Raw genomic sequence first — 18,720 nt, forward strand, 5'->3', positions numbered from 1 at the left:
GGCGGAGAGGGGGAGGTCAGCGGTTCCCGGCGGTCCGGTCGCGCCGACGACGCCACAGGACGACCGGTACGGCGCCGACCAGGGCGAGGCCGCCGGGGGCGGCCGTCAGCGCCGCGGAAGCCGCTGACTGGTCGTTCAGACCGGTCTGGTCGAAGGTGTCCGGCACCGGCAGCGTGCCCCAGTGGCTGATCGGCCAGGCCTTGACGATGGCGCGTCCGACGACCTGGTCGACGGGGACCATGCCGTGGTTCTTGTCCGACTGGTTGTAGCGCGAGTCGCGCGAGTTCTGCCGGTGGTCGCCCATCACCCAGACGTAGCCCTTGGGGACCTTCACCGAGAACTGGCCGCCCTGGTCGTCCTGGCTGCACGGGGTGTTGCCGGGGTAGACGTACGGCTCGTTCAGCGCCTTGCCGTTGACCGTGAGCGGGCCCGTGCCCTTGCAGGAGACCGTGTCGCCGCCGACGCCGATGACCCGCTTGATCAGGTCCTTCTCCTCCGCGGACGGCATCAGGCCGATCCAGCTGAGGACGGTCTGGAAGGCGTTCGGCTCAGCCGTGTTCTCGCCCGCCAGCCAGTCGTCGGGGTCGTGGAAGACGACGACCTCGCCGCGCTCCGGCTCGGAGCCGAACCACGGGGTCAGTTTGTCCACGAGGACCCGGTCGCCGATCTTCAGGGTGTTCTCCATCGACGCCGACGGGATGGAGAACGCCTGCACCAGGAACGTCTTGATCAGCAGCGCCAGGACGAGCGCGATGCCGATCAGGATCGGCAGCTCCTTCCAGAAGGAGCGGGGCTTCTTCGCCTTCGGCGCCGGGCCGCCCGATCCCTCGCCGCCCGTCCGGGGCGGCTCGCTCGACGGCGGGCCGTCGCCGCCCGCCGCAGGGTCACTCCCGGAGGTCACGCCGTCGTCCGGCGCCGGGTCGGCGGCTTCCACGGGGTGTCCGCGATGATCCTCGCCGTCGTGCCCGGACCGTGCGCCAACCGCCACATCCCCCACGCCAACTCCTCACTCTGTGCCGCTGCCCGCGCCACGTACGACGCAGGCCCACCACTCCCATAACGAGCGGGAGTTCCGCAGGGCTCGGGAGTTGCCGGACCGATCCGTTCGGATTCGGATCGCCGGTAGCAACACTATGCGACAGCCGGGGTGACGCGGTCGCCCCGGCGGCCGAGCCGGTCACGGCGGAGAAAGTTTGCGGTTCCTTGAGACGCACCCAGTGGCCCAGCGGCCAGGCGATGACCATGGCCCGGCCCACCACCTCGTCCTCCGAGACGGTGCCGCCGTAGTCGGTGTTCTGGTGGAACCGGGAGTCGGCCGAGTTGGCCCGGTGGTCGCCCATCACCCACAGCCGGCCGGGCGGGACGGTGATGTCGAACGGGGTGCTGGAGGGCGCGTTGCCGGGGTACAGATACGACCCCTCCTCCAGGGGAGCACCGTTGACGGTCACCCGGCCCTGGGCGTCGCAGCACACGACGCGGTCGCCGCCCACTCCGACGACCCGCTTGATGAGGTCCTTCTCGTTGTCGGAGGGCAGCAGACCGATGAAGGTCAGCCCTTCCTTGATCTGCTTGACGACGACCGGGTCCTTCTTCTTGACGGTGGTCTGCTCGTCGTTCAGCCAGCCGCCCGGGTCCTTGAACACGACGACGTCCCCGCGCTCGGGCTTCGAGCCGAACCACGGGGTGAACTTGTCGACCAGGACGCGGTCGCCGATCTGGATCGTCTGTTCCATGGAGCCCGAGGGGATCACGAAGGCCTGGACGAGGAACGTCTTCAGGACGAGGGCGATCAGCACGGCGACGCCGACCAGCAGCGGGATCTCCCGGACGGCCGACCGCCTGCGCTTGCGCTTGACCTTGCGCTGCAATTTGCGCCGCTCCGCGCGCGAGCGTCCGCCGCCGGGGCTCGCGGCGCGCCGTGAGCCGGTGGGCAGCAGGTTGTCCGCCGGGGACGGGGACACGCCGCGCGGTCTGCCGCGGTTACCCATGGGCGCCCTCCGCGCCGGGCACGCGCGCGTAGGCGCTCGGGCGGGACAGCCGGGTCAGGTGCGCGTAGGGCCAGACGATCCAGTCGGCGCGGCCGACGACGTCGCCCACGGGGATCATGCCGCCGCCCGGTGAGCCGAGGTGGTCGCGCGAGTCGCTGGAGCGGGCGCGGTGGTCGCCGAGGACGAAGAGCCTGCCGTCGGGCACGACGACGTCGAAGCCGACCGTGGACGGGCTGTCACCGGGATACAGGAACGTCGACTCGTCGACCGACCGGCCGTTCACCTGGATCCTCCCCTCCTTGTCGCAGCAGACCACGTGGTCTCCCCCTACCCCCACGACGCGCTTGACGTAGTCGGAGTTCCCGAAATAGCCGGTGCCGTCGAAGACGACGACGTCGCCGCGCCGGGGTGCGGCACCGAAACGGTACGCCAACTTATTTACGAGAACCCGGTCCCCGATCCTCAATCCGTTCTCCATGGATCCGCTGGGGATCTGGAACGGTTGCGCCACGAAGGCGTTGACGGCGAGCAGGCACACCAGGCAGACCAGCAGCGTCGCAGTGACCCGGCCGCCCGGGAGCCGGCGGGCCAGACGCCCCGCGAACGCGAAACGCGACCGGCCCTCCGGTCCCTCCGGGCCCCGGGTCTCCGGGGAGACGTCGGGTGCGGAAGGTCGGGAGGAGCGGTCGCGCTGCGTCGGCTGAGCTTCGGTGTCCATCGGGGCCAGATGTTATCCGGCCCCTCTGTGAACCCCGGAAGGCGCTCAGTTGTCGCGCTTCTCCTTGATCTTCGCGGCCTTGCCGCGCAGCTCACGGAGGTAGTAGAGCTTGGCGCGACGCACGTCGCCGCGGGTCACGAGCTCGATCTTCTCGACGATCGGGGTGTGCACCGGGAAGGTGCGCTCCACGCCCACGGAGAAGGAGACCTTGCGGACCGTGAAGGTCTCGCGGACACCGGCGCCCTGACGGCGGATGACGACGCCCTTGAACTGCTGCACACGGGAGCGGTTGCCCTCGATGACGCGGACGTGGACGTTGACGGTGTCGCCCGGGCGGAAGGCCGGGACGTCGCTGCGCAGCGACGCGGCGTCGACGGTGTCGAGCAGGTGAGACATTTCGTCTGCTTTCTTCGCTGATGCCACAGGTCATCAACGGAACTAGAAGTTCGGGGATTGATTGCCGTGTGCCCGTCGAGGCGGGCGTCGTGTCCCCCTGTGGCAGGGGCGCACACCGGACGGCGCACAACAGCGACCTATTGTTCCACGCCGTCGGTCCTGCGCCAAAATCGACCGTGGGACTCGCCCTCGGGATCGGGCGCCCACCCCAGGATGGAGAGCATCTCGCGGTCCTTCTTGTCGAAGGCCTTGGGCGGGCAGCGCTCTATCAGGTCGGGCCGGTTGGCGGTGGTGCGGCGCAGCGCCTCGTCGCGCCGCCAGCGGGCGATCCTGCCGTGGTGCCCGCTGAGCAGCACCTCCGGGATCTCCCGGCCGCGCCAGGCGGGCGGCTTGGTGTAGACGGGGCCTTCCAGGAGGTTGGCCATGGCGCCGGGGGCGAAGGAGTCGTCGCGGTGGGACTCGGCGTTGCCGAGCACGCCGGGCAGCAGCCGGGCCACCGCCTCGGTGACGACCAGCACGGCGGCCTCCCCGCCGGCCAGCACGTAGTCGCCGATGGAGACCTCGTAGACGGGGAGCCGGGTGGCGTACTCGTCGACGACGCGCCGGTCGATGCCCTCGTAGCGGGCCGGCGTGAAGATGAGCCAGGGGCGCTCGGAGAGCTCGACGGCCAGTTCCTGGGTGAAGGGACGTCCGCTCGGCGTCGGGACGACGATCGCGGGGGCGTGCGCGCCCCGCTCGTAGCCGTCGGCCAGGACGGAATCGAGGGCGTCGCCCCAGGGGTCGGTCTTCATGACCATGCCGGGGCCGCCGCCGTAAGGGGTGTCGTCGACCGTGTTGTGCCGGTCGTACGTCCACTCCCGCAGGTCGTGCACCCGCACGTCGAGCTGCCCGCGCGCGCGTGCCTTGCCGACGAGGGAGACGTTCAGCGGTTCCAGGTACTCGGGGAAGATCGTGACGACGTCGAGGCGCATCAGGACCCGTCCTCGGTCGCGCCCTCGGCCTCGTCGCGGGAGGAGGCGATCTCGGCGCGGTCGTCGATCAGGCCGGGCGGCGGGTCGATGACCGCCCGCTGCTCCTCCAGGTCGATCTCGGTGACGATCGACTCGACGAACGGGATCATCACCTCGCTGCCGTCGGGCCGCTCGACGATGAAGAGGTCCTGGGAGGGGAGGTGGGAGATCTCGGTGATCCGGCCGACCTCCTCGCCGTCCTTGGTGACGACGTCCAGGTCCATCAGCTGGTGGTCGTAGTACTCGTCCTCCTCCTCGGGCAGCTCCTCGGGGTCGACCTCGGCGATGAGGAGCGTGTTGCGCAGGGCTTCGGCGGCGTTGCGGTCGCGGACGCCCTCGAAGCGCAGGAGGAGACGGCCGCTGTGCACCCGGCCGGTCTCGATGGTCAGCGGGCCGGTCGAGGCCGGGTCCGTGGACAGGACGGCGCCGGGCGCGAGCCGCAGTTCCGGCTCGTCGGTGCGTACCTCGACGGTGACCTCGCCCTTGATGCCGTGGGCGCGGCCGATCCGTGCGACTACGAGCTGCACTTCTCAAGATCTCCTGTCGTGCCTGTCGTGCCTGTCGGTGCCGGCGATGCGCGGGGGCACGAGTACGTCGTACCTGCGGGGGTGCGGGTGCCGGAACGACTGCGGGCCGGGGAAGGCCCAGTGGCCCTCCCCGGCCCGAGCCGGTGCTGCGAAACGCGTCAGCGGACGTGGTCCACGTCGACGAGGTCGACGCGGACGCCCCGGCCGCCGATGGCGCCCACGACGGTGCGCAGAGCGCGCGCGGTGCGGCCGTTGCGGCCGATCACCTTGCCGAGGTCGTCCGGGTGGACCCGGACCTCGAGCACGCGCCCGCGGCGCAGGTCGCGCGAGGCGACCTGCACATCGTCGGGGTTGTCGACGATGCCCTTCACGAGGTGCTCAAGCGCCTCTTCGAGCATGGTGCTCAGGCCTCGGTCGACTCGGAGGACTCGGCGGCAGCCTCGTCCTTCTTCTCGGCCTTCTTCTTCTGGGTGATCGCCTCACCCTTGCCCGAGTCGTCGCCACCGAGGGCCTCGAACGACGGGCGGGCCTTCTTCGGCTCGGCGACGAGCAGCGGCGCCGGGGCGGGCTCGCCCTTGAACTTCTGCCAGTCGCCGGTCTTCTTCAGGATGGCGAGGACGGGCTCGGTCGGCTGCGCGCCGACACCCAGCCAGTACGCCACACGGTCGGCGTCCACCTCGATGATCGACGGGTGGTACGTCGGCTGGTACTTGCCGATCTCCTCGATCGCACGACCGTCACGACGGGTACGGGAGTCGGCGACGACGATGCGGTAGTGAGGCGAACGGATCTTGCCCAGACGCTTCAGCTTGATCTTGACTGCCACTGGAGTGGGTTCTCCTGGTTTTGACGTGATTGGGCACGGCGAAGTTGCCGCGTGGGGTTGCGGTACCCGAGTGCCCGATGGACGCGTCAGCCGGAGGAGAGAGGGGTCCTGTGCGACTGTCGAGTACAGCTTGCCATTGTGCCACACCCCGCGGGGCGCCTCGGGCCGAGGTCCCGTCGGCGGCCGCCCGGCCCCGGCCGGGCACACCGCAGGGGCGTCCGGCGCCGCGGACGCCTGCCGGGTGCGCGGCCGGGGCCATGAGGCCCCGGGCCGCGCCCGTCCGTGCCGACCGGCCGTCGACCGGCAGCCACGAGATGCCGGTGCCGGGCCGCCCGGGTTACGCCGCGCCGGCGATCTCCGGGATCCGGAACGGCTTGCCGCAGCCCCCGCACACGATCGGCGCCTGGGCCAGGACCGAGGGCACGACCCGAACGTTGCGCCCGCAGTCGCAGACGGCCTTGACCCGGACGCCTCCGCCCGAGGAGCCGTGCCGGGCCGCCGGACCGCGGAAGGTGCGGGCGGTGTCCGCGGAGGTGGCCGCCGTGTGGGCCTTCAGGGCCCGCTGGAGGCGCTCGATCGTCGGCCGGTAGCGGCGCTTGGCCTCCGGGTTGAGCGTCACCAGGGAGAACCCGCTGCTGGGGTGCGGCTCCTCGGGGTGGTCCAGCCCCAGCTCCTCGGCGATCGCGAGGAACCGGCGGTTGTGGTAGCGGCCCGCGCGGGAGGTGTCGCGGACGCCGCGGGCGGCGGCGATGCCATGGACTGCCTCATGGAGCAGTCGCTCGAAGGAGAGCTCGTGACCGCAGGCGGACGACGACTCCCCGATCAGGGACTCTGGCGCGGCGAGATCCGGCAGCTCGGGGTGGTACCGCTGAATGTCGGCCCACGCCTCTGCCAGCTCTGCGGCGAGAACTGGTGGTGTCTGTGTCGTGCTCACGTAATGACAACGAGCGGGGGTGCCCCTGTGTTCCTATTCCGGGGCATCCCAAATAATTTGCACGTACCCGTCAGTCGGTACTGATGCGTCCGGACGAGGGCGGGTGCGCTGATCTGCGGAGAAGCCTCACAGCTCATACCAAGCTGGTGCGTAGGCCGCGCTACGACCCGGCGCGTAGGCTCGCCCCGCGCGCCGGGGCGCGGTTGTTCCGAGGGGCGCAAGGGGCCTTTCGGACGCTCTCGCCGGCGAAGGGCGCTGCCTGGGTAAGCGCGTGCGACGACCGTGACGTTACCGCGAGCGTCCTCGCCGTCCGGCACCGGCCCGCCCCCGGACGCCCGGTGGGGGCGAGAGCCTCGGCCACGGCCGCGATGGTACGGCCCCGCGTTGCCGGAATGTGAATTCTCGCCACAGGCACATGCCGTCCCCAACCCGGACGCCGCAACCCCTGGACGCGGCCGCAGACGGGGAGTTACCTGGCATACGGGAGCGGTGCGAGGGCACTGCACGGGGGCCCACCTGAGCGAGTCGAGCGGCAGACTCACGGCGGATTGGGGCGCTTTTCCATGACACCTGTGCTCGTGCGACGGAACCTGGCTCACGCGGGGCCGGCGCCCCGCGCTGATCTGGGCGCCCGCGCGCGTGACTGGTCCGAGATCCAGGAACGGATGCTGGTCCCGCTCTACGAGGCGGTCCACGAACGACTGGACGTGGGGCCGGGCACCCGGCTCCTGTCCCTCGGCTGCGGCTCCGGGCTCGCCCTGGTGATGGCGGCCTCCGCGGGAGCGGCCTTCACGGGCGTCGAGCCGGCCTCCCCCGCCCGGCTGGCCCTCGCCCGCGAGCGGCTGCTCGGCGAGAACACGGGGACACGCGCGCGTGCGGACGTCCGGCTCACCGACCGCCTGCCCGCGGCGGCCGCGGACCGGCCGGGCGGACAGCCGTCCGCGTACACGGCGATCACGGCCTTCGAGCCGATCGGGCGCGTGGCGGGCGACGCGGAGGAGCTGGCCGGGACGCTGGCGGCCGCGACGCCGCTCGCCCGGCGCGGCGCGCCCGTGGTGCTGGTGAGCTGGGGCCCGCCCGAGCGCTGCGCCACCACGGCGGTGCTGCGGGTCGCGGCCAGGGCGGCCGACCAGGACCGCGGCACGGTCCGGCTGCGTCCGGCGGTCCGCGACGACCTGGAGAACGTCGCCCGTCGGGCCGGGCTGCGGCCCGACGGCTCGGGACGCGTGGCCTGCCCGTTCGGGTACGCCGACCTGGACAGCGCCCTCAAGGGGCTGCTCTCCACGGGCCTGTTCGACGCGGCGGTGGCGGCGACGGACCAGGCGCAGGTCGACAAGGAGGTCACGGAGGCGCTGCACCCGTACCTGCGGCCGGACGGGACGGTGTGGATGCCGAACGTGTTCCGGTACCTGATCGCCCGTACCCCCTGACGCACGCGCGTCCGGGGCCGCGGGCCGGGTCGCGGCCGTCAGAGCTGCGTGTCGGTCTTGGTCAGCCGGGAGACGCCGGCGATCCGGTACGCGTCCGCCTCCTCCAGCGTCTCGTGTTCCAGCAGCGCGTGGGCGAGGGCGTCCAACTGGCCGCGGTGGTCGCGGAGTTTGCGGCAGGCCTCCTCGTAGCACTCGTCGACGAGGCGGCGCATCTCGCTGTCGATGACGTCGAGGGTGGCCGGTGCGGCGGCGAGGCCGTAGGCCTGCTGGGCGTCGCCGGGCAGGGCGGAGAGGCGGCCGACCCGTTCGCTCATGCCCCAGCGCGCCACCATCCCGCGCGCGATGTGGGTGACCTGTTCCAGGTCGTTCTCGGCGCCCGTGGTCACGACGCCGTACACGACCTGCTCGGCCGCCATGCCGCCGAGGGCGCCGATGATCCGGCCGCGCAGGTACTCCTCTGAGTGCGCGTAGCGCTCGACCTCGGGGGTCGACATGGTGACCCCGAGGGCCCGGCCGCGCGGCACGATGGTGACCTTGCGGACCGGGTCGGCGCCGGGTTGCAGCATGCCGAGGAGGGCGTGGCCGCTCTCGTGGAAGGCGGTGCGCCGGCGGTCCTCCTCGGGCATGACCAGCGTGCGCTCCGCGCCGAGCTGCACCTTCTCCAGCGCCTCGGACAGGTCGGACTGCGTCACCTGCTCCTGTTTGCGCTTGACGGCGAGCAGGGCGGCCTCGTTGGCGAGATTGGCCAGATCCGCTCCCGTCATGCCGGGGGTGGTCCGGGCCACCCGGGTCAGGTCCACGTCCGGCGCGAGCGGGATGTCGCGGGTGTGGATGGCGAGGATGGCCTCGCGTCCGGCGCGGTCCGGCGGGGAGACGCTGACCACCCGGTCGAAGCGGCCGGGCCGGGTCAGCGCCGGGTCGAGGATGTCGGCGCGGTTGGTGGCCGCGATGACGACGACGCCCTCGGAGCCGGTGAAGCCGTCCATCTCGGTGAGGATCTGGTTCAGGGTCTGCTCGCGCTCGTCGTGGCCGCTCACCGAGGCGCCGCCGCTGCGGGCCCGTCCGATGGTGTCGATCTCGTCGATGAAGATGATCGACGGCGCCACCTTGCGGGCCTCGGCGAACAGTTCGCGGACCCGGGAGGCGCCGACGCCGACGATCATCTCGATGAACTCGGACGCCGAGGCGGAGAAGAACGGCACGCCGGCCTCGCCCGCCACCGCGCGTGCCAGCAGGGTCTTGCCGGTGCCGGGCGAGCCGGCGAGCAGCACGCCGCGGGGCATCTTCGCGCCCATCCGGCGGTACCGCTCGGGGTGTTCGAGGAAGTCGACGACGTCGTCCAGCTCGCCCTTGACCTCGTCGATCCCGGCGACGTCGGCGAAGGTGGTGCGCCGGCCGTCGGGCCGCAGTTCCACGGGCCGGGGCGGGGTCTTGCGCCCGAGCATGCCGCCCGCGCCGCCGAGGCCGCCGCCGAGACGCCGGGCGAAGAAGATCCACAGGGCGGCCAGCAGCACGATCGGCGCCAGCGAGAGCAGCACGTTGGACAGCAGGCTGCGCTGCTGCACGACCGGGCGGGCGGTCACGGTGACGTCGTGGCGGTCCAGGCTCCGCCAGAGGTCGTCGTCGGCGAAGGCCGGGCGCTGGGTCTTGAAGGTGGTGTACTGGCCGCCGCCGTCGGGGTCGTCGCGGGCCTTCTTCAGCCGGCCCTGGATGGCGTCGCCCTTGGAGTAGATCTTCTCGACGTTGCCCGAGTCGACCTGTCTGCTGAACTCCGTGTAGGAGATCGTCGGTTCGTCTCCCCCGCCGAGGTAGTTCAGCCCGATGTAGGCGAGAAGGAAGACGATCACCGCGGTGACGGCCAGCCCCCACCAGCGGCCCCGCGGTCTCCTGCCGTCCGGGGATCGCTGCCGGTCGTCCGGGGTGCCCTCGGTTCGCCACGGCTTGTCGGGGTCCTTGCGCGCCGGAGCGGCATTGCTCATATCTGGACGTTACGGCAGAGCGCGCGGTACGGCATGCGCTGAGGGCGCCCTCCGGTGCGGAGAGCGCCCTCGTGGCCTTGCGGGGCCTCAGCCCATGAACTTCTTGAACTCGTCCGGCAGCTCGAAGTCCTGCGCGCCCTGCTGGGGCAGGCCGAGCGCGTTTCCGCCCTGGGCCTGGGCCTCGCGCCGCCGGGCGGCCTCCAGCTCCTGCTGCTTGCGCTTCATGGGGTTGCCGGAGCGCTGCTTGCCCTTGGCCTGCTTGGGCTGCTTCTTGGTCCGGCCGGCGCCGCCGCCCATGCCCGGCATCCCCGGCATTCCGGGCATGCCGCCGCCCTGGGCCATGCGGGACATCATCTTGCGGGCCTCGAAGAACCTCTCGACCAGGCCCTTCACGGCACTGACCTCGACGCCGGAGCCCTTGGCGATACGGGCGCGGCGCGAGCCGTTGATGATCGTCGGGTCCTGGCGCTCGCCCGGGGTCATCGACTTGATGATCGCGGCCGTGCGGTCGACGTCGCGCTCGTCGAGGTTGGCGATCTGGTCCTTGATCTGGCCCATGCCGGGCAGCATGCCGAGCAGCTTGGAGATGCTGCCCATCTTCCTGACCTGTTCCATCTGGGCCAGGAAGTCGTCCAGGGTGAAGTCCTGGCCCTTCTTGGACGCCAGCTTGGAGGCCATTTTCTCGGCCTCTTCCTGACTGAACGTCTTCTCCGCCTGCTCGATCAGGGTGAGCAGGTCGCCCATGTCGAGGATGCGGGAGGCCATCCGGTCGGGGTGGAACGCGTCGAACTCGTCGAGCTTCTCGCCGTTGGAGGCGAACATGATCGGCTTGCCGGTCACCGAGGCGATCGACAGGGCCGCACCGCCGCGGGCGTCGCCGTCGAGCTTCGACAGGACGACGCCGTCGAAACCGACGCCGTCGCGGAAGGCCTCGGCGGTGTTGACCGCGTCCTGGCCGATCATCGCGTCGACGACGAAGAGGATCTCGTCCGGCGAGACGGCGTCGCGGATGTCGGCGGCCTGGCGCATCAGCTCGGCGTCGATGCCGAGGCGGCCGGCGGTGTCCACGATCACGATGTCGTGGACCTTGGACTTCGCGAACTCGATGGAGTCCTTCGCGACCTGGACCGGGTCGCCCACGCCGTTGCCCGGCTGCGGGGCGTAGACCGCGACGCCGGCGCGCTCGGCGACGACGCTGAGCTGGTTGACGGCGTTGGGGCGCTGGAGGTCGCAGGCGACGAGCAGCGGCGAGTGGCCCTGCTCCTTCAGCCAGCGGCCGAGCTTGCCCGCGAGGGTGGTCTTGCCGGCGCCCTGGAGGCCGGCCAGCATGATCACGGTGGGCGGCTGCTTGGCGAAGCGCAGCCGGCGCGTCTCGCCGCCGAGGATCGTGACGAGTTCGTCGTTGACGATCTTCAGGACCTGCTGGGCGGGGTTCAGCGCCCTGGAGACCTCGGCGCCGAGGGCCCGCTCCTTGACGTTCTTGATGAAGGTGCGGACGACCGGCAGGGCGACGTCGGCCTCGAGGAGCGCGATGCGGATCTCGCGCGCCGTGGCGTCGATGTCCGCTTCGCTCAGGCGCCCCTTGCCGCGCAAGTTCTTGAAGGTCGCTGAGAGGCGATCGGAGAGAGTATCGAACACGGCGGCGTCGGTCCTCGGAGTCGGGGGCAGTCTGAGCGTCTTCCAGGGTATCCGGCCGCGCAAGACATTCGCCCCCGCCTGCCGCATTCAGCGACGGGGACGACGCACGCGGCCCGTGCTCACGCCCGCAGCGCCTCCTCCAGCTTGCGGGTGACGGAGGCGGCCTCGTCGGCGGGCAGGGGCGCGCCGTCGGCGCCGGTGACGTAGAAGGCGTCGACGGCGTTCGCGCCGAGGGTGGAGACGTGCATGCTGCGCACGTGCAGGCCCTCGTCCTCCAGGGCCTGCCCGATGCGGAACAGCAGGCCCGGCGCGTCCTGGGCGCGCACTTCGATGACGGTGGCGTGCCGGGAGGCCGCGGGGGCGACGGTCACGCGCGAGGGCGGCGGCACCACGCCGCGGCGACGGGGGTAGGCGGCGTCGCGTTCGGCGAGCCGGCCGGCGATGTCCAGCGAGCCGTCGAGAGCACGGACCAGGTCGGCGCGCAGCCGGGTGGCCTGGGGAAGCGAGCCGTACTCGGCGGCGACGCGCCAGTTCAGCAGCAGGACGGAGCCGTCGACCCCGGCGGGCAGGTCGAGGGCGCGCAGTTCGGCGGTGCGCACGGTGAGCCGGTGCACGGCGAGCACGCCGGCCACCGCGGGCAGCACGCCGGCCTGGTCGGGCACCGCGATGAGCAGTTCCACGCCGAGCGGTTCGGGGTCGCCGGCCGGCCCGTCCTCGGCGGGCGGCTCGGTCTGGGCGTGCAGGGACAGCACCGGGCTGCCGGTGGCGATCGCCTCGATGGCGAGCCGTTCCTGCTCGGCGGTGGGCGCGGCGGCGGCGGGCTCGTCGGGCTCGTCCCCGGCGAGGACCGCCGCGACCCGCTTGACCAGGTCCGTCACGAGCGAACCGCGCCAGGAGGACCAGGCGGCGGGCCCGGTGGCGAGCGCGTCGGCCTCGGTGAGCGCGTGCAGCAGTTCCAGGGTGCTCTGCGAGCCGACGGCGTCGGCGACCGAGCGGACCGTGGCCGGGTCCTCCAGGTCGCGCCGGGTGGCCGTCTCGACGAGCAGCAGGTGGTGCCGGACGAGGCAGGACAGCACGGCCGCGTCCGTGCGGTCGAAGCCGATGCGGGCGGCGACGTCCTTGGCGATGATCTCGCCCGCCACGGAGTGGTCGCCGGGCCAGCCCTTGCCGATGTCGTGCAGCAGCGCGGCGACGAGGAGGAGGTCGGGGCGGCCGACGCGGCGGGTGAACTCGGAGGCGCGCACGGCCGTCTCGATGAGGTGCCGGTCGACGGTCCAGATGTGCACGGCGTTGCGCTGGGGGCGGCAGCGCACCCGCTCCCAGTCGGGCAGCAGCCGGGTGATCAGGCCCTCGGCCTCCAGCGCCTCCCAGACGTCGACGGTGGGCGGGCCGGAGCCGAGCAGGGTGACGAGCTGCTCGCGGGCCTCGGCGGGCCAGGGCGTGGGCAGCGGGCGCACGGTCGCGGCGAGGCGGCGTACGGCGTGCAGGGAGAGCGGGAGGCCGGCCTGGGCGGCGGCGGCCGCGGCGCGCAGCGGGAGCACGGGGTCGCGCTCGGGGCGTGCGGCGCGGGCGAGCACCACTTCGCCGTCCTGTTCGACGACGCCCTCGGCCAGCGGCGACCGCTCGGGCGCGGGCTTGCCGCCGCCCACCAGTCTGCGCAGCCGCGGCCGTACGGCGCGCGAGCGCAGGACGCGTCCCACCTCGCGCCAGGTGACGTCACTGGCGTACGAGATGACGCGTGCCGCCTCGTACACCTGCCGCAGCAGGGTGTCGGCGTCCAGCAGGCCCAGCTCGGCGGCGACCTGGTCCTGTTCCTGGAGGGCGAGCCGGTCGGTGGCGCGGCCGGTGGCCAGGTGGAGGGCGTCGCGTACGTCGAGGAGGCGGCGGCGGGCGTCGTCGAGGCCCTCGCGGGGCGCGTCCGCCAGCCAGGAGGCGGCGACGGCGCGCAGCGCGGTGGCGTCCCGCAGCCCGCCGCGCGCCTCCTTGAGGTCGGGTTCCAGCAGGTACTGGAGTTCGCCCTGGCGTTCGGCGCGCTCGGCGCACAGTTCCTGGAGTTCGGGCAGCCGCCTGGGCGCCTGGTTGCGCCAGTCGGCGAGGACCGAGGTGCGCAGCCCGGCGGTGAGGCCGAGGTCGCCGGCGAGGTGGCGGGCGTCCAGCAGGCCGAGCTGGACCTTGAGGTCCTCCCCGGCGGTCCTGCGGGCCTCGGCCGGGGTGCGGACCGAGTGGTCGAGGGCGAGGCCCAGGTCCCAGACGGGGTACCAGAGCCGGTCGGCGAGGGCCGCGACCGCCTTGGTGTCGCCGCCGTCGTGCAGCAGGAGGAGGTCGAGGTCGCTGCGCGGGGACAGCTCGCCGCGCCCGTAGCCGCCGACGGCGACCAGCGACACGCCCTTCAGGTCCTCGGAGCCGGCGGCGAACAGGCCGGCCAGCCATTCGTCGGTCAGTTCGGCGAGGGCCGCACGGCGCGGCGGCCCGGACCGCGCCCCCTCGGTGAGGAGGCGCAGCCGGGCCGCCGCGTAGCCGCTGGGTCCCGAGTCCTCTGCATCCTTGCGCACGTTCGTACTCGTCACCCAGCGACTCCTGTTCTGTTCTGCCGTCAGAGCGCGTCCGGGCCGCGTTCGCCGGTGCGGACCCGTACGGCCGTCTCGACCGGGAGGGACCAGACCTTGCCGTCACCGATCTTGCCGGTGCGGGCCGCCTTGACGACGACGTCGATCAGCTGTTCGGCGTCCTCGTCCTCGGCCAGCACCTCGATGCGGATCTTGGGCACCAGGTCGACGGTGTACTCCGCGCCACGGTAGACCTCGGTGTGTCCCCGCTGACGACCGTAGCCGCTGGCCTCGGTGACCGTCAGGCCGTGCACGCCGAACGCCTGGAGGGCTTCCTTGATCTCGTCGAGCCGGTGGGGCTTGACGACGGCCGTGATGAGCTTCATGCGTCCACCTTCTTGTTCGCGCCGGCGACCGCGGTCGGCAGGGCGGTCGTGCGGGCGGCGCCACCGCCGGCCCCGCTGAAGTCGTATGCGGTCTCGGCGTGCTCCGCCTGGTCGATGCCGGCGATCTCGTCGTCCTCGGAGACCCGCATGCCGATGGTCTTGTCGAGGAGGAAGGCGAGGATCGCGGAGGCCACCAGCGAGTAGGCGAGAACCGCGAAGACTCCGGCGCACTGCTTCCAGAACTGGTCGAGGCCGCCGCCGTAGAAGAGGCCTTCGGCGTCGGACTGGCCCTTGCCGGTGGCGAAGAAGCCGATCAGCAGGGAGCCGACGATTCCGCCGACCATGTGGACGCCGACGACGTCGAGCGAGTCGTCGTATCCGAACTTGTACTTCAGGCCGACGGCCATGGCGCACAACAGGCCGGCGATGGCGCCGACCGCGATCGCGCCGAGCGGGGAGACGGCACCGCCCGACGGGGTGATGGCGACGAGACCGGCGACCGCGCCGGAGGCGGCGCCCAGCGTGGTGAACGCGCCGTGGCGGATCTTCTCATAGACGAGCCAGGCCAGCATGGCGGCGGCGGTGGCGACCTGCGTGTTGACGAACATCAGCGCGCCGACGCCGTCGTCGTTGCCGAGCCACGAGCCGGCGTTGAAGCCGAACCAGCCGAACCACAGCAGACCGGCGCCGAGCATGACCAGCGGCAGGCTGTGCGGGCGCATCGGGTCCTTCTTGAACCCGACGCGCTTGCCGATGACGAGGATCACGCCGAGGGCCGCGGCGCCGGCGTTGATGTGGACCGCCGTACCGCCCGCGAAGTCGATGACGCCCAGTTCGAAGGCCCAGCCGCCGGCGCCCCAGACCCAGTGCGCGACCGGGAAGTAGACGACGGTGGCCCACAGCGCGACGAACAGCGCCCAGGCGGAGAACTTCACGCGGTCGGCGAGCGCGCCGCTGATCAGGGCGGGCGTGATGATGGCGAACATCATCTGGAAGACCATGAAGACGAAGACCGGGATGGTGTAGCCGTCCCACAGGTCCGTCAGGCCGATGTTGCTGAGGCCGACCCAGTCGGAGTTCCAGCCGATGAGGCCGCCGGAGTCGGTCCCGAAGGCGAGCGAGAAGCCGTACAGCACCCACAGGATGGTGATGATCCCCATGCTGATGAAGCTCATCATCAGCATGTTGAGCGTGCTCTTGACGCGGACCATGCCGCCGTAGAAGAAGGCGAGGCCCGGGGTCATGATCAGCACCAGGGCGGAACAGATGAGCATGAAGCCTGTGTTCGCGGAGGACAGCTTGGGTGCCTCCGCGGCAAGCGTGATGGCTGCTGCCATCGGCGTCTCCTCGTCGTAGGTACGGCCCCGTGCGGGCGAAGCCGGAGCGGGTTCGTGAGGGGCGGGCCGGTTATGCGCCACGAGATTCGCGCAGTGCCGTTTCGGTGGAAGCCCCTCGTTGTTTCGCCGCCGTGACGAAGACGCCTCCCGCGTTACGCCTCGATGAACTGCCCTGTGTCCGGCGAGTGGATCGTTGTCGTGGCGCGACCTGCACGGCGGGAAGCGGACCGGCCGCGGTCGGCCTTCCGATGACCTGGCACGGGGGAGCCGAGTCGGGCTGTTCGGGAGGGCCGGCCGCGGCCGGGGTACCGGGGGTGCTGCCGGGCGGTCAGACCGCCTCGGCCGTCTCCGGGAGTTCGATGGTGAGCCGTTCGGTGAGGTCCACGACCTCGGAGAGCTCCCCGAAATCGCGTACAGCGCTGTCGACGGTTTTGCGGATGCGCGTGTTGACCCGTTCGGAGCGCACCTTCTTCGCCTCCTTCATGGCCTGGGTGGCGAGGGCGGCGCTCTGTTCGGGCTCACGCTGCAGCAGATGGACGGTGGCCATGCCGATCAGGTTGAGCACGTACGACCGCTGGTGGTCGCGGTCGCCCGCGAACAGCTCGACGGCCCTGCGCATCAAGGGCTCGGCGAGCGAGGCGTACGCGGGGCTGCGACCGGCGACGTAGGCGAGGTCGCGGAAGGAGTGGCTGTTCTCGCCGTACAGCTCGGCCTCGGAGAAGAAGCGGATCCAGTCCGGGTCCGGCTCGTCCCACTCGCCGGCCTCGGCGAAGGTGTCCTCGGCCATCCGCACGGCCCGCTTGCAGCGGCCGGGCTGCCCCATGTTGGCGTAGGCGCGGGCCTCCATCGCATACAGCATGGACTGGGTGCGCGGGCCGGCGCAGTCCCGGCTGCCGTACTGGGCGAGGTGGATGAGTTCCAGCGCGTCCTCGGGGCGGCCGAGGTGGATCATCTGACGGCTCATGCTGGACAGCACGTAACTGCCCAGCGGCCGGTCGCCCGCCTCCTTGGCGGCGTGCAGGGCGAGGACGAAGTACTTCTGCGCGGTCGGGTGCAGGCCCACGTCGTACGACATCCACCCGGCCAGCTCCGCCAGTTCGGCGGCGACCTTGAAGAGCTTCTTCGCGGTGGCCTCGGGCTGCGGTTCCTGGAGCAGGTCGGTCACCTCGTGGAGCTGTCCGACGACCGCCTTGCGGCGCAGCCCGCCTCCGCACTGGGCGTCCCACTGCCGGAACATCACGGTGGTGGACTCCAGCAGCTCCAGCTCGGGCCGGGAGAGCCGGCCGCGGGCCCGGCTGGTCGGCATCGAGTCCGGTTCGGGGAGCGGGGCGGGCGGCGAGGGGACCAGCCAGCGCTGCATCGGCTCGATGAGGGACGGTCCCGCGCACAGCGCGAGCGAGGTGCCGAGGAAACCGCGCCGGGCCAGCATCAGGTCGCTGCGCGAGAACTCGCTGAGCTGGGCGACGGTCTGCGGGGCCGTCCAGGGCAGGTCGACGCCGGTCGCGGAGGGCGCCTGGCGCGCGGCGCGCAGACCGAGGTCCTCGACGGAGACGACGCAGCCGAACCGCTCGGAGAACAGCTCGGAGAGGATCCTGGGGATGGGTTCGCGGGGGTTCTCGCCGTCCAGCCAGCGGCGCACCCGGGAGGTGTCCGTGGAGATGTGGTTGGCGCCCAACTGGCGGGCTCGGCGGTTGACTTGGCGGGCCAGTTCGCCCTTCGACCAGCCGCTGCGCACGAACCACGAAGTGAGCAGCTCGTTCGGGCGCTTGTCCGCGCCCGCAGCGTTGGTTCCGCTTCCGCCGTTGCCGCTCACTGGAACGCCCCCATTCCTGAGACCACTTGTCACCGAGTGCGCCAAGCCCTATCAGAATGCCGGTAAATACGGCCCGCCGTACGGCACTTGTCACCCTTCGAACGGAAAGGCGACTTGCCTCCGGCATACCCACAAGCGCATGTGCCTCCATGACCCGCATACTCAAAGTAGTCCTACGATCACGCTCCCAGCCACGGCGATCCCGGAATCGCCACCATTCGCCACCCCTTCGAATGAACTCTCGGCAGCCCGCACGCGATTCACTTGACATAGGACGGGCGGGAGTGAGCGGAGGGGTGCACTCAGGGGCGCGCGGAGCCGGGCACGCCACCGAGGACGCTTCCGGGCGCTGCCTGGAACGCGCAGCCCGCGGGAAAGCGACAACACAGAGCGTCACGGAATGGGATCGCTGCGTAACCATCGGTGCGGCGGGCCCGTTGGAGGGGGCAGTCGGACCCGTTGGAGGGGGCATGGGCTTCACGATCGGCGGCATTCGCGAGATCCGATCCGGGGCGCGCAGGCGGGGCCGCGCGTCCGAGTGCACCGCCGTCGCCGAGTTCACCGGGCTGTGGGGCTGGGACGCGGTGCCGGGCGCGCGGGCCTCGGCGGGCGTCTGCTCGTGCGGCCGCCCCGACTGCCGCGCACCGGGCGCGCACCCTCTGGAGTTCGCCCCGCGGGTTCCCGCCGGGGCCACCCTCGACGACGTGACCAGGACCTGGTCGGAGTTCCCGGGCGCCGCGATCATGCTGCCCGTGGGGCGCGCGTTCGACGTGATCGACGTCGCCGAGGCGGCCGGGCGGCGCGCCCTGGTCCGCCTGGAACGCATGGGGCTGCCGCTCGGCCCGGTCGTCGCCGCCCCGCAGGGCCGCACCCAGTTCTTCGTCGCGCCGGGCGCCGCCGCCGAACTGCCCGGCCTGCTCTACCGCATGGGCTGGGACGATCCCACCGCCCTCGACCTGCGCGGTCTCGGCCCCGGCACGCACATCACGGCCCCGCCCTCCGACCGCGGCGGCCTCGGCCCGGCACGCTGGCTGCGCCCGCCCGCGCTGGACTCGGCCACCCGCCCGCCGGAGGCGCGGCTGCTGCTGGGCACCCTGGCCTACCTGGCCCACCGCGCCCGCGCCTGAGCCGGGGCGGCCGGCCGCACGCGCCGGCACACAGCGAAGCGCCCGCTCCCACTGCACCTGGGGGC

The 18,720-nt window shown here is 72.0% G+C and carries 17 protein-coding genes; 2 read left to right on the forward strand and 15 right to left on the reverse strand.

The annotated features are described in order from the left end of the window. Positions 1–16 precede the first annotated feature (16 nt). From lepB (ACGFSH_RS25250) to ACGFSH_RS25290, 9 genes are all read right to left on the reverse strand, one after another. Positions 17–997 (reverse strand): signal peptidase I, encoded by a 981-nt coding sequence (lepB, locus tag ACGFSH_RS25250; RefSeq protein WP_393352466.1) that lies wholly within the window; start codon positions 995–997, stop codon positions 17–19. Beyond that, positions 885–1,988, reverse strand: coding sequence for a signal peptidase I (lepB, locus tag ACGFSH_RS25255; protein ID WP_393352469.1), 1,104 nt, complete (start codon positions 1,986–1,988; stop codon positions 885–887). The genes lepB (ACGFSH_RS25250) and lepB (ACGFSH_RS25255) overlap by 113 nt, the downstream gene beginning before the upstream one ends. Further along, positions 1,981–2,706, reverse strand: coding sequence for a signal peptidase I (lepB, locus tag ACGFSH_RS25260; protein WP_393352472.1), 726 nt, complete (start codon positions 2,704–2,706; stop codon positions 1,981–1,983). Before lepB (ACGFSH_RS25260) ends, lepB (ACGFSH_RS25255) begins: the two co-directional genes overlap by 8 nt. A gap of 45 nt (positions 2,707–2,751) precedes the next feature. After that, positions 2,752–3,102, reverse strand: a complete 351-nt coding sequence (gene rplS / locus ACGFSH_RS25265) for a 50S ribosomal protein L19 (RefSeq protein WP_030943163.1) — start codon at positions 3,100–3,102, stop codon at positions 2,752–2,754. A gap of 137 nt (positions 3,103–3,239) precedes the next feature. Beyond that, positions 3,240–4,073, reverse strand: coding sequence for a tRNA (guanosine(37)-N1)-methyltransferase TrmD (gene trmD, locus ACGFSH_RS25270; protein WP_393352475.1), 834 nt, complete (start codon positions 4,071–4,073; stop codon positions 3,240–3,242). Then, a complete protein-coding gene (gene rimM, locus ACGFSH_RS25275) occupies positions 4,073–4,639 on the reverse strand; it encodes a ribosome maturation factor RimM (protein WP_393352477.1) in 567 nt (188 codons plus the stop codon). The genes trmD and rimM overlap by 1 nt, the downstream gene beginning before the upstream one ends. 158 nt (positions 4,640–4,797) lie before the next feature. Then, entirely contained in the window at positions 4,798–5,037 is a 240-nt protein-coding gene (locus ACGFSH_RS25280) for an RNA-binding protein (RefSeq protein ID WP_005479813.1), read from the reverse strand. A 5-nt stretch (positions 5,038–5,042) separates the two neighbouring features. Beyond that, positions 5,043–5,465, reverse strand: a complete 423-nt coding sequence (gene rpsP, locus ACGFSH_RS25285) for a 30S ribosomal protein S16 (protein WP_351356742.1) — start codon at positions 5,463–5,465, stop codon at positions 5,043–5,045. A 337-nt stretch (positions 5,466–5,802) separates the two neighbouring features. Next, the gene (locus ACGFSH_RS25290; protein ID WP_069773287.1) at positions 5,803–6,399 is read right to left on the reverse strand and encodes a hypothetical protein; all 597 of its coding nucleotides are present in this window, start codon (positions 6,397–6,399) and stop codon (positions 5,803–5,805) included. 563 nt (positions 6,400–6,962) lie between these two features. On the opposite strand from ACGFSH_RS25290, the gene ACGFSH_RS25295 reads away from it, so the two are divergent. Next, on the forward strand, positions 6,963–7,829 hold the full coding sequence (locus tag ACGFSH_RS25295) for an SAM-dependent methyltransferase (RefSeq protein WP_393352480.1): 867 nt from the start codon (positions 6,963–6,965) through the stop codon (positions 7,827–7,829). Positions 7,830–7,867: 38 nt separating this feature from the next. On the opposite strand, the gene ftsH is transcribed toward ACGFSH_RS25295, so the two are convergent. The 6 genes from ftsH to ACGFSH_RS25325 all read right to left on the reverse strand — a co-directional run bounded on the left by ftsH (position 7,868) and on the right by ACGFSH_RS25325 (position 17,528). Continuing rightward, positions 7,868–9,808: an ATP-dependent zinc metalloprotease FtsH gene (ftsH, locus tag ACGFSH_RS25300; protein WP_393352483.1), complete on the reverse strand. Its 1,941-nt coding sequence runs from the start codon at positions 9,806–9,808 to the stop codon at positions 7,868–7,870. A gap of 87 nt (positions 9,809–9,895) precedes the next feature. Beyond that, on the reverse strand, positions 9,896–11,446 hold the full coding sequence (gene ffh / locus ACGFSH_RS25305; protein ID WP_393352484.1) for a signal recognition particle protein: 1,551 nt from the start codon (positions 11,444–11,446) through the stop codon (positions 9,896–9,898). A 119-nt stretch (positions 11,447–11,565) separates the two neighbouring features. After that, entirely contained in the window at positions 11,566–14,013 is a 2,448-nt protein-coding gene (locus ACGFSH_RS25310; protein WP_393352486.1) for a [protein-PII] uridylyltransferase, read from the reverse strand. Between the two features lie 26 nt (positions 14,014–14,039). Then, a complete protein-coding gene (locus ACGFSH_RS25315; RefSeq protein WP_329414046.1) occupies positions 14,040–14,378 on the reverse strand; it encodes a P-II family nitrogen regulator in 339 nt (112 codons plus the stop codon). Continuing rightward, the gene (locus ACGFSH_RS25320) at positions 14,375–15,715 is read right to left on the reverse strand and encodes an ammonium transporter (protein ID WP_393352488.1); all 1,341 of its coding nucleotides are present in this window, start codon (positions 15,713–15,715) and stop codon (positions 14,375–14,377) included. Before ACGFSH_RS25320 ends, ACGFSH_RS25315 begins: the two co-directional genes overlap by 4 nt. 328 nt (positions 15,716–16,043) lie before the next feature. Next, entirely contained in the window at positions 16,044–17,528 is a 1,485-nt protein-coding gene (locus ACGFSH_RS25325; protein ID WP_393352490.1) for a hypothetical protein, read from the reverse strand. 470 nt (positions 17,529–17,998) lie between these two features. On the opposite strand from ACGFSH_RS25325, the gene ACGFSH_RS25330 reads away from it, so the two are divergent. Further along, positions 17,999–18,655: a bifunctional DNA primase/polymerase gene (locus tag ACGFSH_RS25330; RefSeq protein ID WP_393352492.1), complete on the forward strand. Its 657-nt coding sequence runs from the start codon at positions 17,999–18,001 to the stop codon at positions 18,653–18,655. Positions 18,656–18,720: the final 65 nt, after the last annotated feature.

It is taken from the genome of Streptomyces sp. NPDC048481 (assembly GCF_043200075.1).
GTDB lineage: Bacteria > Actinomycetota > Actinomycetes > Streptomycetales > Streptomycetaceae > Streptomyces.

Coding starts and splice junctions, on each gene's coding strand:
- lepB (WP_393352469.1), bottom strand. CDS start 1,988: ATGGGTAACCGCGGCAGACCGCGCGGCGTGTCCCCGTCCCCGGCGGAC.
- lepB (WP_393352472.1), bottom strand. CDS start 2,706: ATGGACACCGAAGCTCAGCCGACGCAGCGCGACCGCTCCTCCCGACCT.
- rplS (WP_030943163.1), bottom strand. CDS start 3,102: ATGTCTCACCTGCTCGACACCGTCGACGCCGCGTCGCTGCGCAGCGAC.
- trmD (WP_393352475.1), bottom strand. CDS start 4,073: ATGCGCCTCGACGTCGTCACGATCTTCCCCGAGTACCTGGAACCGCTG.
- ACGFSH_RS25280 (WP_005479813.1), bottom strand. CDS start 5,037: ATGCTCGAAGAGGCGCTTGAGCACCTCGTGAAGGGCATCGTCGACAAC.
- ACGFSH_RS25295 (WP_393352480.1), top strand. CDS start 6,963: ATGACACCTGTGCTCGTGCGACGGAACCTGGCTCACGCGGGGCCGGCG.
- ftsH (WP_393352483.1), bottom strand. CDS start 9,808: ATGAGCAATGCCGCTCCGGCGCGCAAGGACCCCGACAAGCCGTGGCGA.
- ACGFSH_RS25315 (WP_329414046.1), bottom strand. CDS start 14,378: ATGAAGCTCATCACGGCCGTCGTCAAGCCCCACCGGCTCGACGAGATC.
- ACGFSH_RS25320 (WP_393352488.1), bottom strand. CDS start 15,715: ATGGCAGCAGCCATCACGCTTGCCGCGGAGGCACCCAAGCTGTCCTCC.
- ACGFSH_RS25330 (WP_393352492.1), top strand. CDS start 17,999: ATGGGCTTCACGATCGGCGGCATTCGCGAGATCCGATCCGGGGCGCGC.